17 protein-coding genes and 1 pseudogene are annotated in these 13,461 nt (G+C 45.1%); 4 read left to right on the forward strand and 14 right to left on the reverse strand.

Going from position 1 to position 13,461, the window contains the following annotated elements; translation table 11 throughout:
* Nucleotides 1–27: 27 nt before the first annotated feature.
* The 10 genes and pseudogenes from cysE to tatA all read right to left on the reverse strand — a co-directional run bounded on the left by cysE (nucleotide 28) and on the right by tatA (nucleotide 5,711).
* Nucleotides 28–735 carry a serine O-acetyltransferase gene (cysE, locus tag WC958_03975; protein ID MFA5629390.1) on the reverse strand — a complete coding sequence of 236 codons (708 nt, stop codon included), beginning with the start codon at nucleotides 733–735 and terminating at the stop codon, nucleotides 28–30.
* 189 nt (nucleotides 736–924) lie between these two features.
* Nucleotides 925–1,161 (reverse strand): hypothetical protein, encoded by a 237-nt coding sequence (locus WC958_03980; protein ID MFA5629391.1) that lies wholly within the window; start codon nucleotides 1,159–1,161, stop codon nucleotides 925–927.
* 9 nt (nucleotides 1,162–1,170) lie between these two features.
* Nucleotides 1,171–1,566 carry a hypothetical protein gene (locus WC958_03985; GenBank protein MFA5629392.1) on the reverse strand — a complete coding sequence of 132 codons (396 nt, stop codon included), beginning with the start codon at nucleotides 1,564–1,566 and terminating at the stop codon, nucleotides 1,171–1,173.
* Nucleotides 1,567–1,686: 120 nt separating this feature from the next.
* The gene (gene cutA, locus WC958_03990; protein MFA5629393.1) at nucleotides 1,687–2,010 is read right to left on the reverse strand and encodes a divalent-cation tolerance protein CutA; all 324 of its coding nucleotides are present in this window, start codon (nucleotides 2,008–2,010) and stop codon (nucleotides 1,687–1,689) included.
* Nucleotides 2,011–2,031: 21 nt separating this feature from the next.
* Nucleotides 2,032–2,949 carry a quinolinate synthase NadA gene (nadA, locus tag WC958_03995; GenBank protein ID MFA5629394.1) on the reverse strand — a complete coding sequence of 306 codons (918 nt, stop codon included), beginning with the start codon at nucleotides 2,947–2,949 and terminating at the stop codon, nucleotides 2,032–2,034.
* A gap of 203 nt (nucleotides 2,950–3,152) precedes the next feature.
* Complete coding sequence (locus WC958_04000; GenBank protein ID MFA5629395.1) at nucleotides 3,153–3,395, reverse strand: hypothetical protein; 243 nt, start codon at nucleotides 3,393–3,395, stop codon at nucleotides 3,153–3,155.
* 94 nt (nucleotides 3,396–3,489) lie between these two features.
* Entirely contained in the window at nucleotides 3,490–4,257 is a 768-nt protein-coding gene (gene tatC, locus WC958_04005) for a twin-arginine translocase subunit TatC (protein ID MFA5629396.1), read from the reverse strand.
* Between the two features lie 4 nt (nucleotides 4,258–4,261).
* Complete coding sequence (gene tatB, locus WC958_04010) at nucleotides 4,262–4,867, reverse strand: Sec-independent protein translocase protein TatB (GenBank protein MFA5629397.1); 606 nt, start codon at nucleotides 4,865–4,867, stop codon at nucleotides 4,262–4,264.
* Nucleotides 4,868–5,009: 142 nt separating this feature from the next.
* On the reverse strand, nucleotides 5,010–5,210 hold the full coding sequence (locus WC958_04015) for a twin-arginine translocase TatA/TatE family subunit (protein MFA5629398.1): 201 nt from the start codon (nucleotides 5,208–5,210) through the stop codon (nucleotides 5,010–5,012).
* A gap of 342 nt (nucleotides 5,211–5,552) precedes the next feature.
* Nucleotides 5,553–5,711: pseudogene (tatA, locus tag WC958_04020) on the reverse strand (twin-arginine translocase TatA/TatE family subunit).
* Nucleotides 5,712–6,020: 309 nt separating this feature from the next.
* Between tatA and WC958_04025 the strand changes: the two are divergent.
* Complete coding sequence (locus WC958_04025; protein ID MFA5629399.1) at nucleotides 6,021–6,632, forward strand: VTT domain-containing protein; 612 nt, start codon at nucleotides 6,021–6,023, stop codon at nucleotides 6,630–6,632.
* Here WC958_04025 and WC958_04030 read toward each other — a convergent pair.
* Both WC958_04030 and argC read right to left on the reverse strand, forming a co-directional pair.
* Nucleotides 6,625–7,899, reverse strand: coding sequence for an MFS transporter (locus WC958_04030; protein MFA5629400.1), 1,275 nt, complete (start codon nucleotides 7,897–7,899; stop codon nucleotides 6,625–6,627). The genes WC958_04025 and WC958_04030 overlap by 8 nt on opposite strands.
* A 119-nt stretch (nucleotides 7,900–8,018) precedes the next feature.
* Nucleotides 8,019–9,056, reverse strand: a complete 1,038-nt coding sequence (argC, locus tag WC958_04035) for an N-acetyl-gamma-glutamyl-phosphate reductase (GenBank protein ID MFA5629401.1) — start codon at nucleotides 9,054–9,056, stop codon at nucleotides 8,019–8,021.
* Between the two features lie 194 nt (nucleotides 9,057–9,250).
* Between argC and WC958_04040 the strand changes: the two genes are divergently transcribed.
* The 3 genes from WC958_04040 (at nucleotide 9,251) to WC958_04050 (ending at nucleotide 12,167) form a co-directional block, all read left to right on the forward strand.
* Nucleotides 9,251–10,489, forward strand: a complete 1,239-nt coding sequence (locus tag WC958_04040; GenBank protein ID MFA5629402.1) for a homocitrate synthase — start codon at nucleotides 9,251–9,253, stop codon at nucleotides 10,487–10,489.
* Between the two features lie 144 nt (nucleotides 10,490–10,633).
* Nucleotides 10,634–11,302 carry an endonuclease III domain-containing protein gene (locus WC958_04045; GenBank protein MFA5629403.1) on the forward strand — a complete coding sequence of 223 codons (669 nt, stop codon included), beginning with the start codon at nucleotides 10,634–10,636 and terminating at the stop codon, nucleotides 11,300–11,302.
* 88 nt (nucleotides 11,303–11,390) lie between these two features.
* Nucleotides 11,391–12,167: a Sir2 family NAD-dependent protein deacetylase gene (locus WC958_04050; protein MFA5629404.1), complete on the forward strand. Its 777-nt coding sequence runs from the start codon at nucleotides 11,391–11,393 to the stop codon at nucleotides 12,165–12,167.
* Nucleotides 12,168–12,232: 65 nt separating this feature from the next.
* Here WC958_04050 and WC958_04055 read toward each other — a convergent pair whose 3' ends face one another.
* Both WC958_04055 and WC958_04060 read right to left on the reverse strand, forming a co-directional pair.
* Nucleotides 12,233–12,733, reverse strand: a complete 501-nt coding sequence (locus tag WC958_04055; protein MFA5629405.1) for a B-box zinc finger protein — start codon at nucleotides 12,731–12,733, stop codon at nucleotides 12,233–12,235.
* Between the two features lie 5 nt (nucleotides 12,734–12,738).
* Nucleotides 12,739–13,422, reverse strand: a complete 684-nt coding sequence (locus WC958_04060; GenBank protein ID MFA5629406.1) for a glycerol-3-phosphate acyltransferase — start codon at nucleotides 13,420–13,422, stop codon at nucleotides 12,739–12,741.
* Between the last annotated feature and the right edge of the window lie 39 nt (nucleotides 13,423–13,461).

Below are 13,461 nucleotides of genomic sequence, written 5' to 3' on the forward strand. Positions count from 1 at the left end.
CTTAAATCGGAGTTATTAAGAAACAGGCTATTCCTGTTCAAACTCTTTGATTACTTCTCTGATTTTCTGTTTCAGTTCGTCGTGAGGGGGTTCAATCCCTGAGCCGGCTTCCATTTTGGCAAGCCGTTCTTCAAGCTTGGTCTGCTTGTTAAGCATCAGTTTAATAATATCGGCAACCGGATCCGGTAAGTTGCCGTGTTCAAGATCCGATAACGGCTTATGGTGTTCGTCCACAACCCTGCCCGGAATGCCAACAACGGTTGCTCCGTCAGGCACCGGTTTGATTACTACGGAACCCGAGCCGATTTTAGCACCGTCTCCAACGTTAATTGCGCCCAAAACCACCGCACCGGTACCGATAACGACATTATTACCGATAGTCGGATGGCGTTTGCCTTTGTTAAGGCTGGTGCCTCCCAAAACAACACCCTGATAAATCAGAACGTCTTCACCGATTTCGGTTGTTTCTCCGATTACAACACCCGAACCGTGGTCGATAAAGAAACGGCGCCCGATAGTTGCACCGGGATGGATTTCAATAGCAGTAAAAAAGCGCGTACAATGCGAAAGAAGACGGGCAAGCAAACGCAGACGGTGTTTCCAAAGAAAATGCGCTACGCGGTGCGCCCAAACGGCATGCAAGCCCGGATAGCATGTCAAAACCTCAAGCACGCTCCTTGCTGCCGGGTCGCCTTTAAAAACAGTTCTGATATCCTCTGCAATACGCTTACACATTTACTTGATTATACACTTATAACGCCTCTTTACCAACCTTTTTTTAATATATTTGTGCTAAACAGAAATATTAAAACGGAAAAAGCAATATAATCATATATAGGTCGGAAGAGCGGGAAGTATAATGTGCAACAGGGCGCATTCTATCAACATAGAACCGGATGTATCGGGAATATCAGATAGGCGACTTTATTTTTCTGCGGAAGGTTTTGTGTTTCGCTCGCTTAACTTAAAAGCTGCCATTACCAGAATAATTAGCAGTCCGAGCGCAGTTGTAATTACAAAGGCGGTAGAGGTTGTTGCCAAAAGGGCGATAACCGAAACTATTAATGCTAAAGCGACGCCCTTTATACTTCGTTTATAGATGGAATAACCGTATAAAAGTAAAACTCCCACAATAACTGCCCAAGCAATAGCTGTCCACATATCGCCCTCCTAGCGCACGGTATTACAAATTTCTTGGGTATCTTCGGCAGATTTTGCATATATGGTTTCTGTTTTCATATAGTCAAAGCTTGTATTATTGCCCGCAGTTTTTGAAACCCTTGCGACTAACGTTCCGTCTGCCAACGCTTCAATTTCCATAGCGAAAGGTTTATTCGCCGGGCTTACAACTTCAACCGTAATGGGGCCTTTATTGCTGCCTAAAACCTTATCCGATCCGTCAAGTGGCAACAAAAAACTTTGGTCGTCAACAGTTACAGTAGCGACGGGTTCATTTAACGCCTTACCGCTGATATCGGCCGCGCTGACCGTGCCGCCTATTGAGCCTATCAAAATTATTGCTGTTACAAGAATAACGGATAGCGATTTACCAAGCATTTTATTCATTTCAACTCCTCCTTTTGCCAAATACGGGAGATTATTGATTGACTTGGCTTTTTTTACTTTTACGCCGCAAACCGGAAAATCCCGTCTACAACGCAATTACACGTCTGCTTTGCGCTTCGTTTACAGTGTTTCTTTATCAATCCAGGCCAAATAATCGGGGTTACCGCCGATAATCGGCAGGGCAATTATTTCGGGGACTTCATTGGAGTGAATCTCTTTGACAATACGGATTATTTCTTCTAAAAAGGAAGTTTTGGCTTTAACAATAAGCAGGCTTTCGTCTGTCGATTCAATATTACCTTCCCAGCGGAAAAGCGAATGTACCCCGTCAACGATATTAACGCAGGCTGCTTTTCCTTCTTCCACCAGGACTTTTGAGATAAGATCGGCCTCTTCACCGGCTGAAGCGGTAATAAAGATAACTGCATATTCGGAGTTTGGCATCGCCACCTCCTTATTGGATATTTAAACTGCGGCAAGCATCCTGTTAACTGCGCCGACAGCTCTGAGCCTGATATCTTCGGGGACTTTAACCTCGGGCGTTAAGGTTTCCAAAGAGCGGAGAACCTTTTCAACGGTAATCAGCTTCATATTTCGGCAAACGGCATTTTGTGAAATGGGAATAAATAATTTTTGCGGGTTTTCTTTTTGCATACGATGAATAATACCGATTTCGGTCACCACTATCATTTGCCTAACCTCAGGATGCGCGGCATAGCGGCACATACCGCCGGTACTTAAAACCTCATCGGCAAGCGCAGTTACCTCCGGACGGCATTCGGGGTGTACCACCACCTTGGCCTCCGGATATTCTTGTTTCAATTTGAGAACATCTTCGGCCTTAATATCCGCATGAACCGGACAATAGCCGGGCCAAAAGGTATATTTTTTATTCGGAACCTGTGATGCCACGTATTGCCCCAGATATTGGTCAGGGACAAAGAGAATTTCTTCCTCGCTAAGACCGGCAACCACCTTTGAGGCATTAGCCGAAGTACAGCAGATATCGGATTCGGCTTTAACCGCCGCGGTTGAGTTAACATAAGTAACCACCGCCGCATCGGGCAGTTCTTTCTTGGCCTTAATCAGTTCTTCGGCGGTAACCATATCCGCCATCGGGCACCCCGCTGCGGAATCGGGAAGTAAAACCGTTTTATCAGGGGATAAGATTGAAGCGGTTTCCGCCATAAAATGAACGCCGCAAAAAACAATTACATCGGCCGCAGTCGAGGCGGCTTTTTGTGAAAGCTCCAGCGAATCCCCGACAAAATCGGCAATATCCTGAATCTCCGAAGGCTGGTAGTTATGCGCCAGAATAACGGCATTTTTGGCCTTTTTTAATTCCTGTATTCGGTTTATTAATTCAATTTGCTTGTTATCCACCTGATATAACTCCTGTTGCAAGAGGGTATGCGGAAATTTTTAGAGACACGTCTGTACTTAATTATTATACCTTGAACGAATAAAGATTGCATCAAGCAGCGGGGTTTAGAAGTCTTTTAAGCGTAAATTTTATCCGACCGATACGGTAACAGATAGGTACCCCGCTCCAAAATAAGCCGGAAACCAAAGGGACTCTATCTGTTTTAGTTATTATTCCCGAGATCGTTATTTAAAGAATTCATAAACATCACGGCTGCCGGTGAAGATTGGGAAAGGACCCAATCCCGAAGACATTCATAAGAGCAAAAATTATATCTAACAACGGAACCGTTGCCGTTAAAAGCGGAAAGAATCAACCAGCCTTCCAATACATCGCTGACCGCTTCATTGGGGCTAAATCTTTTTTCCTGTCCGCAAGAAAAACAAAGACAATACTGATCTACCATTCAACATTCCCGGCAGGTACCGCAGCGTAACCCGCCAATTAAAATTATATTTATAATTATACAACCCGGTTTACAGATATCAAAATCCGAGGTTTTAAGCCGCTGCTTCGGCCGCCTCTTTTTCCTTGCGCTGCTTGTAAACGAACCTTGAAAGGACAATGCTTAACTCCAAGAGGATAATCAGCGGTACGGCAATAATCGACTGATTAATAGGATCCATTGTCGGTGTAATCAGCGCCGACAGTACAAACGCAAGGACAATCCACAGTTTACGTTTATTGGCAAGCCACTGCGGGGTAACCAGCCCCATCCGCGCCAATATCATAATAATTAACGGGGTTTCAAAAATCAAACCGACATACAAAATCATACGTGTTACAACGGTTACGTATTCGGTCAGCCTCCAAACGTTTTCGGCTACATCGCTCAAAAAACCGCCCAAGAAACCCATTGCCGGCGGAAGGGCAACAAAGTAAGCAAACGCAACCCCTATTGCAAACAACAAGGTAACAAAGGGCAGAACCTGAAAAATTGTCTTCTTTTCTTTTGAAGTTAAGCCCGGAGCGATAAAGGCAATCATTTGATAAACCAAAAAGGGCATCGCGATAATAAAACCGCCCGCCAGGGCAACCTTAAAATAAACGGCAATATTTTCGGTTGGGGTAATGGCTTGAAACTCAATCCCCTTTGCGGGGCGCTTTAAAATAAGAATTAAAGTTTTGGCAAAAACAAGGGTAATACCGGTTGTAATAACCATTGCCACAACGGATTTGGCGACACGGTCACGCAGTTCTACCAGATGCCCTTTAATCGGCATCCTTTTGCCGGTATAGGGATCTCTTTTAAATACGGGCGTTACCACGTTATTATTCCGCCCCCTCGGTATCAGACTTTTCGGCTGGGGTTATTGTTTTGTCGTCGGGGGCATCGATATTCCTCGCCGGTGTTTCCAAGGGCTTTTTAACCGTATCGACAATGGCCGGGGCATCTGTTTTTAAGAATTCGTTTAACTTTTCGGTGCCTTCGTTTAATGTGGAGGATACTTCTTGGGCACCCTGTTTCAGTGAGTCTTTTATTTCGAGTGTTGCCGCATTAAATTCAAGGGAATCTTTTTCCAACATATCTGCAATTTGAGCGGTTTCGTCATCCATTCTTTCCTTAACGCCGCGAATTTCATCGTCTATTGTTTTGGCGATTTCGTCCGCTTCCGCATCAAGGGCGTTTTTGATTTTTAAGGATTCCGAATCGAGTGAACCTTTAATTTCCTTGGCAGTGTTTTTCAAATCATCGAAATCATCTTCCATATCCAACGATTTGGTTACTTCCCCCGTAAAATTCCTGGTCATCCTTCTCAAATCGCGCATCATCTTACCAAACTGACGCGCATACTCGGGCAGTTTGTCGGGCCCGACTACAAGAAGAGCAACTACCAATATAACCAGTATTTCTAAAAAACCAAGGTCTAAACCCATTGTTCTATCTCATTTTCAGTTATATTTTTTTATAAACAAGGCACCTCGGCACGGGATAAAACTCAACTATAATGAACTTAAAATTCCGAACCGCCTGTTTTTCTGCTTAATTCCCGAATTATTAAAATTCGTCAGACTATACCTAGCCTTTTTTTGCTTTCTTTCTTGTTTTAGATGTAGCTAATTCTTCCGATTCCTCGTCATCGTCCTGTCTGTGTTTTTTGAAATCTTGCTTCCATTTGCCAAACATTTCAAAGAACTGGGGCAGCTTGCCGGCCCCGAAAACAATGAAGATGACAAGTAATATAGCTATTATCTCGAAAGGACCGATTTTAAACGGCAATAGTACCTCACCTCCGCTAAAATAAACTCAAAATAATTCCGACACCCAAACCAAAAGACACAGGGCGGTTGTTATTTCATCTTTTGAAAATATCCCCTTCCTGTCAATTCCGGGAAAGGGGATACGCTTAAAGACTATTTACACAAAACGCTGTGCCGATTTTCAGCTCGGGATAATAATTACGCATTACTCCCGAAAAACCTACTCCGCCGTTTCTGCGGGAGTTTCTACCGCAGCAGGTTTAGCTACTTCGCTCTCTGCCGCCTCGGGTGTTTCCTTGGCAGCCGGAGCCTTCTTCGCCGGAGCCTTCTTCTTCTTGGCTACTTTTTTCGGCTTGGCTTCTTCTTTTTCCTCAGATTCGCCGTCGCCTTGAGCGCCCTTCTTAAAGGCGTTGATACTCTTGCCCAATGCGGAGCCTACCTGCGGAAGTTTTCCCACACCGAAAACAATGAGAATGATTACCAGAATTAGCCCAATCTCTAACGGACCCGGTCTTCCCATATTCTTAAAACCCCCTTTAATTTAATAAGCGTGACAAATTATAAAAATTTTTACAAAGATATAATGTATCATTTTATGAATGGTCATGAAGAATGCAGAATAAAAAAACGGATATCATTGATTTACATTACACTTATATTCCAGCTAATGATACACAAATGTACTATCGTTGTCAATCGATAAAAAGAAATTAAACGCCATTATTAATCGTAAAAAAACCGTTTAAAACCGCCGTTAAACCGGGGAATAATAATTTAAAAAAAGCGCCTTTTAATATCTTATCTCCGTTGTGATAGAATATCAGGAGATATGAACGAAACAGAGAAGGACTCGCAAGAAACCCCGGCGGAGTGTAAGCCTTCGTGGGTAAAAACCAGACTTTTCCCGATATTGATGCTGACCTTTATCGTGGCGATTGTTGTCGGCGTTTTTCTGGCTTATAAATATAACCCGAACTTGATTGAGGACCTCAAAGGTTACGGCTATCTCGGAACATTTGTTATCAGCGTAATCCTGAATGCTTCCGTTGTTCTGCCGGTGGGCAACTTTGCGATTATTGCCGTTTTAGGAGCTACCCTCCCTTCACCGACAATGGTGGGGCTGGCAGGCGGGCTGGGAGCCGCCATCGGTGAAATGACCGGCTATCTCGCCGGTTTTGGCGGACAGGCCTTGGTTGCCAATAAAACCAATCGTCTGTACCTTAAGTTGGAAGCGGCTCTCTGTAAACACGGGGCCCCGGCAATCTTTGTGCTTTCGATATTCCCCTTTGCTTTCGATATCGTCGGTTGTATTGCCGGCGCATTACGTTACCCGATTTGGAAATTTTTTATTGCCTGCTGGCTCGGCAGAACCATCTTGTATACTGCCATCTCTTGGGGCAGCGCTTTGGGCTTGCAGTTTATACTTGATTTCGTTAACTGATTTTTTTAATCCGCAGAAGGACCAGCCCTCCGGCCAAAAAGAAAACAAGGCATGTAAAAAGCATAACTTGGTATCCCATACCAAAACTCTGTTTTTCAAAGAAATCGATTATCGGCCCAATCAGACGCGCCAAGGCTCCCGCTCCGGCAGTCGCCATATTGGCAATCCCAAGATAACGCGCTTCCTGGCCTTCTTCTATTAAATCGATTGCCATTGCCCAGTTTGTGCTTGTAAAACCGCCCAACGCCACCCCGATAAATCCGGCGGCAATCATAATGATGTTATAGTCTTTGGTTAAAATTATTAAAAGCACCCCGAATGCCCCGATTAAAGCGGATATTACGGCAATCGGCACACGCCCGATGCGATCCGATAATCTGCCTGCCGGATAAACAACAATTAACATTCCGACAATCGCCAGTATTAAAAATTGAGCCGCCGCCGATGCCGGGTCGGGAACGCCGATATGCATCAAAAAATAAAGAGCAAACTGTTGGATTATCCCCAAACCGGCAAAAAAGAAGAGGCGCGAAGCTAAAAACCATAAAAACTTGCGGTTCATTTTGAGGTCAATCTTAAAGGTGTTAATCAGAACTTCTTTGATTGAAATACGGCTTTCGCCGCTCCCCGGATTTTCTTTAACGGCTAAGGCGGTAATTAATATACAAACAAGTAAAACCGCACTGGGGATTAAAATCGACAACCATAACCATTGGTCACCGCCGCCCGCGGCGTAATTATCTATCAGTTTGCCGATGATGTAGATAAGGACAACCCCTCCCATCATCTCCACAAAACCCTTGACCCCCGAAGCCTGCCCCTTTTTACCCTCGGGAACCAGATCGGGAATCAGCCCTTGGTGCGCCCCTTGCACGGCGTTACTTGCAATTTGCATTACGCAATAAATGCTAAACAGTACGGCATAGCTCTCCGCCAGCCCAATCCCCGGTAAAAAGAGCAGCAGGCATAAGCCTCCGATAATTATAAAAGGGCGTCTTCTTCCCATACGAAAACCGACACGGTCGCTGATAGCCCCGAAAACAGGCTGCAACAGCATGGCAAGGATTAAGCCGGTAAACGTCATTAAGCCGAGATATGTGTTTTTTTCGGACTCGGGGATAAAATCGAGGATGCGAATGGGAAGGATTAAAGAGTGCATCGCTTGCCACAACCCTGTCGTAGCAAAGACCAGCACAGTGATTTTAAGATAATCCCACTTACCGAAAGAGCGGGGGGCAGTTGTAGCGTCAGTCTGTTTCTGTGTCATGGCAGACTCAAGCATAGCAGAAGAAAGGAGGGAGAGGCAATAACTTTATTAAGAGAGAATTGAGGGGAAACAACCGCTCAGAGACAGCTGCAACTGCCTCTGAGCAAAAAACTTAGAGCTTACGGATAAATCGGCGGGGAATCAAGGCCGGTAACCTCGGCAAAACCGGACATAATATTCATATTTTGAATTGCCTGCCCCGAAGCGCCCTTAATAAGGTTATCAATTGAGCTAACCACAATCAGGCGGCCTGTTCGGCTATCGATAAAGGGATAAACATGGCAAATATTACTGCCCCAAGTGTTTTTGCTATGCGGCGGGGCGTCAACCACTTTAACAAAGGGTTCATTTTTGTAAAAATCTTTGTAAAGAGCGGTAATTTCCGCCTGCATATCTTCTTTGGTCACAAACTCATCTCTTAGCCGGGCATAACAGGTGGATAGAATACCGCGCGTCATCGGCACAAGGTGCGGAACAAAAGTTACGTTTACAACTTCTTCACCCAAAAAAGATAATTCCTGTGCGATTTCGGGCATATGTCGATGACCTTTTAAGGCATAAGCGGTAGTATCTTCGTTTGCTTCCGCATAATGGGTACCGATAGTTAAAGTCCGTCCGGCACCGGACAGCCCCGATTTGCTGTCGATAATGATATCATCTTCTGCTATGCCGTATTTCACCGCCGGTGCCATCGCTAAAATTGCACCGGTCGGATAGCAACCCGGGTTAGCAACCAAATCAGCGCCGGCAATATCTTTACGATAAAGCTCGGGTAAGCCGTAAACCGCTTTATCCAGCAGTTCCGGTGACGGGTGAGTAAAACCATACCATTCATCGTAATCGGCGGGATTACTTAAACGGAAATCGGCGCTGATATCAACCACTTTCGTACCGCGCTCAATAAGTTTAATAACCTCCGGCGCGCTTTCTTTATGGGGCATCGCCGCAAACGCAAAATCCACATCACTAAGCTCCGATTCTATCACCAGCTCGGTAAGACCTGCCAAATGCGGAAAGACTTCCGCAAGCTTCTTCCCGGCGGTACTTCTCCCCGTAACCGAAACAAGCTGGACACCGGGATGACACACAAGCAAACGGGCAAGTTCCACACCGGCATATCCGCTAACGTTTAAAATCCCAACCTTTATCTTTTCCATTTGTTTTCTCCGTCCCTTCGCTTAATTACACTCTGAATATCTTTAACAAGAGCCTTTTTGCGTACCTTAAAAAAAGGAAAATTTCCCGATTAATTCTAACATATTATTGCCGTTGAGAGAATATTATGCTACCATTATCTATTGACCACCTATCATAGGTCAAAAATTTCCGATTTTATGAAAAGGGGTATATTATGCCAAAAATTTATTTAATTGATGTAACCAACAGAGACGGTGTTCAAACCGCCAAGTTGGGTCTCTCCAAGCTGGAGAAGACAATGATTAACCTGCTCTTGGATGAGATGGGGATATTCCAATCGGAATTCGGATTCCCGACCACCAGACATGAATCCAACTACTTACAAGCCAACCTCGAACTTGCCAAAATCGGCGCCTTCAAAAATATCCGGCTTGAGGGTTGGGTTAGGGCAATGGCCGCCGATATTGAGCTAGCCTATAAATTAGTGCCGGGGCTTGAGCATCTTAATTTGTCTATCTCTACTTCCGATCAAATGATCGACGGCAAATTCAAAGGCAGAAAGAATCGTGATGATATTATCAACGATATGATAGAAGCCATTGAAACCGCCAGAGCGCACGGAACCAAAACCATCGGCGTCAATGCCGAAGATGCTTCCAGAACGGATTTGGATTATCTGATTAAATTCGCCAAAGCCGCCAAAGCGCACGGCGCCGATCGCTTAAGATATTGCGACACACTGGGCTACGATAATCCTTTCTCGATTTATGACGCTGCCAAAGCACTGTCCGAAAACGTACAGATGCCGATTGAGCTGCACTGCCACGGGGATCTCGGAATGGCGGTTGCAACGTCGATTGCCGGGGCTAAAGGGGTTATTGACGGCGGACAAGACGCTTACATTAACACCACGGTTAACGGAATCGGCGAACGCTGCGGCAATGCCGATTTAGTGGCCACGATTTTGGCCATTACCAAATCAAAAGGATTTAACGAAAAATACAAACTGGGCGGTGATGTTGATCTTTCCAAGGCTTACAAAATTTCTAAATTTGCCAGCTACGCCTTTGAAGTTCCCATTCCCATTAACCAGCCGGGCGTCGGAGCCAATGCGTTTGCTCACGAATCGGGCATCCATGCCGACGGTGTGCTGAAGGACCCCGAAAATTACGAACTCTACGGTTTTGAAGAACTGGGCAGGGGCGACCCCGAACTGGTCGAAACCGGCAGGGAAATATGTACCGGTGAGTACAGCGGAATTTCGGGTTTTAGCCATGTTATGGGCACGCTTTCGATGTGCTTTAAAGACAGAGACGAAGCCAATAAAGTGCTGGAACTGGTAAGGTATGCCAATGTTGCCGCACAAAAACCGCTTAACGAGGATGAGCTTAAGTTTATTGCCACCTATCCCGATATCGCCAAAAAGTTGCTCACTCTCACTCCGTTGGAATAATTTTTCCGATAAATTGAATAAACTTGGATTATTAACGGGGTTGTATCCGATTGCAACCCCGTTAATCGGTTTATAGACTAAGTTAAAACACAATTCCGATTATGTGACGATATCTCTGAATAAAAAGACAGCAGAATGAATTTTATGATTAGAAACATTTACGACAAACTTTTAGCGGCTTACGGGCCCCAGAATTGGTGGCCGGCCGAAACGCCGTTTGAGGTAATGATTGGGGCGGTATTAACGCAATCAACAGCGTGGAGTAACGTGGAAAAAGCGATTGGCAATTTAAAGAACGCCGATGCGCTTTCGCTCCAAGCAATTAAAGAAATGTCGTTTCCCGAACTTGCGGAGCTGATTAGACCCAGCGGCTACTATAATGCCAAAGCCCGTAAGCTGAAGGCATTAATTTACTGGCTGGATGAAAATTATTCCGGCGATATTTTGCAAATGCGCAAAGCGGATACCAATAGACTGAGGGAAGATCTGCTGGCAGTCTACGGCGTCGGTCCGGAAACAGCCGATTCGATTCTTTTATACGCTCTGGAGAAACCGGTTTTTGTTGTAGACAGCTACACCAAGCGCATTTTTTCGCGTATCGGCTTAATAGATGAGGAATGCGGTTATAATGACTGCCAAAGGCTTTTTACCGCAAATTTAGCGGCGGATGCCGTTCTGTTTAACGAATACCATGCTTTGATTGTAAAACTTGCTAAAGAGGCCTGTAACAAAAAGCCCGTTTGCACCGATTGCTGCCTTCTGCAAATTTGTAATTACGGGAAAAATCCGGCAGCAAAAGCTAAAAAGCCCTAGATTAGCGAACAATAAAATGATATTATGCTAGCATCGGGAGTTTGTTTTAAAACGCTAACTAACTTTGCCGAGGCTATGAGAGAAAACAATGGACCAATACCATAATCCTAAAGTAGATAAAATTGCGGAATTAATCCTGCAATCAAGACGTTTAACCTTTTTTACCGGCGCCGGAGCCAGCACGGAATCCGGAATACCCGATTTTCGCGGCCCGGGCGGTATTTGGGGACGTTTTGACCCCGAAGACTTTTCTTACGAAAGATTTTTGAAAAACCCCAATGCCAGGCGCAGACAATGGAAACTCTTTAAAGAACTTAGCATTTCCGCCGAGCCCAATAACGCTCACCTGGCGATAGCCGAACTTCATCACTTGGGGAAGCTGGACAGCGTTATAACCCAAAATATTGATAACCTGCACCAAAAAGCCGGTGTCCCCGAAGAACTCGTTTTGGAACTGCACGGGAATATGCGCTCGTTTACATGTTTGGGTTGCGGCAAATATTACCCGTTTCAACTGATAATGACCGAGAACGCAGAGGATAACCCTCCGCACTGCAAAGAATGCGGCGGAATTTTGAAAGCCAACGTAGTCTTTTTCGGTGAGCCGTTACCGGAGGATATTTTAAACGAAGCCATCAAGCGCGCCTGTTCAAGTGATTTGATGATTGTTATCGGCTCAGGTCTGACGGTCTACCCCGCCTCTTACATACCGGCCTATGCGGTAAATTCCGGCTCGAATTTGGTAATTATTAACCTTACTCCCACCCCGTTTGACGATCAAGCCTGTATCATCGTTAATGCTAAAGCGGGAGAAACAATGTTTGCCGTTGTGGAACAAGTTAAAGACAGGTTAATGTATAAGTAAAAAACGACGCGGTTTTAGATAAAGATAAGTTTGCAATTAATTGCGGCGGGCTTTATTAAAAAAACTTACCTCAGGCGATTAAAGGCGACATAGATACCGAAAACAATCGAAGCAAAATACAACATCATTAAAAGGGGAGCGGTAAATATCGCCGTTCCAAACACGGCAGTAACGCTAACCAACCCGCTCAAAAAAACCAAAATACAGGCGGCAATTACCAATTTAGTACCGCGCTTGCGGTTAATAACACGGCTCATCCCTTCGCTGATTACAAAACCGGCTCCGGCACCGAACAGTAAATTCAAAAAGATAAAACGCACAAAAAGACTGATTACGCCCCACAGAAAACCGTAAACCAAGGCAATCAGCAGCCCAACGGAAACGGCAAGAAGCATTTGTTTGTTATTTACTTGAAAGGTCGGCAGTTTATTGATACGTGCGCATTCCGAACAGCGCATACCGACCGGCGTTTCCACCATGCACTTCGGGCAAATCGGTTTTTCGCATTTCCCGCATAATAAATTCGTTTCGGTATTGGGATGCTTGGCACATTTTAAGGGCTCCATCAAGTTTAACGGTCGTCCCCTTTTTTGTGGTTATGCCAGGCTTTGGCATCTTTAATATCACGGTCTAAAAATAAACGATTAAAGAATAATTCAATATTGGAAGTATTTGCGCTAAGCGCCGTTCGCGGAGTAATCACCCTCGTTCCGAATACTATTAGAGAGAGCAAGATAAAGCCCAAGGTTACGCCTAATCTGTCTTCCACGCCGAACGGTTCGTAGAAAAACCAGCTCAGAAACGGCAACGAAAATACAACCAGAAAAACGCCGAGGGCAACTTGTTTCACGGGGGCAAAAAGGTAGGGAACCACCAACATAATAAGCCCGATCCAAGGGGATATCATTGTAATTACACCCAGGCTTGTAAAAACCCCCCGCCCCCCTTTAAAACCGAGAAACACCGGCCAGTTATGGCCGATAATTGCGGCAAGGCCAACCGTAACCTGCATCCATCCCTCAAGCCCCGCTAATTGTGCCAGCCAGACCGCTAAAGCCCCCTTGCCGACATCACACAGCATTACCGGAACGGCCATCCATTTTGCGGTTACCCGCATAACATTGGAGGCGCCGATTTTACCCGTGCCGTGCTCGCGGATATCGATTCGGAAAAGCCACTTCGGCAACAGATATCCGGCATGTATTGAGCCTAAAAGATAACCCGCTAAAAGCAGTGCAATATATGCAAAAATCATTTGTACTCCAATAATTTTCAGAGAGGATTATTTAATTGC

Source organism: Dehalococcoidales bacterium (assembly GCA_041656115.1).
Taxonomy (GTDB): Bacteria; Chloroflexota; Dehalococcoidia; order Dehalococcoidales; family UBA5627; genus UBA5627.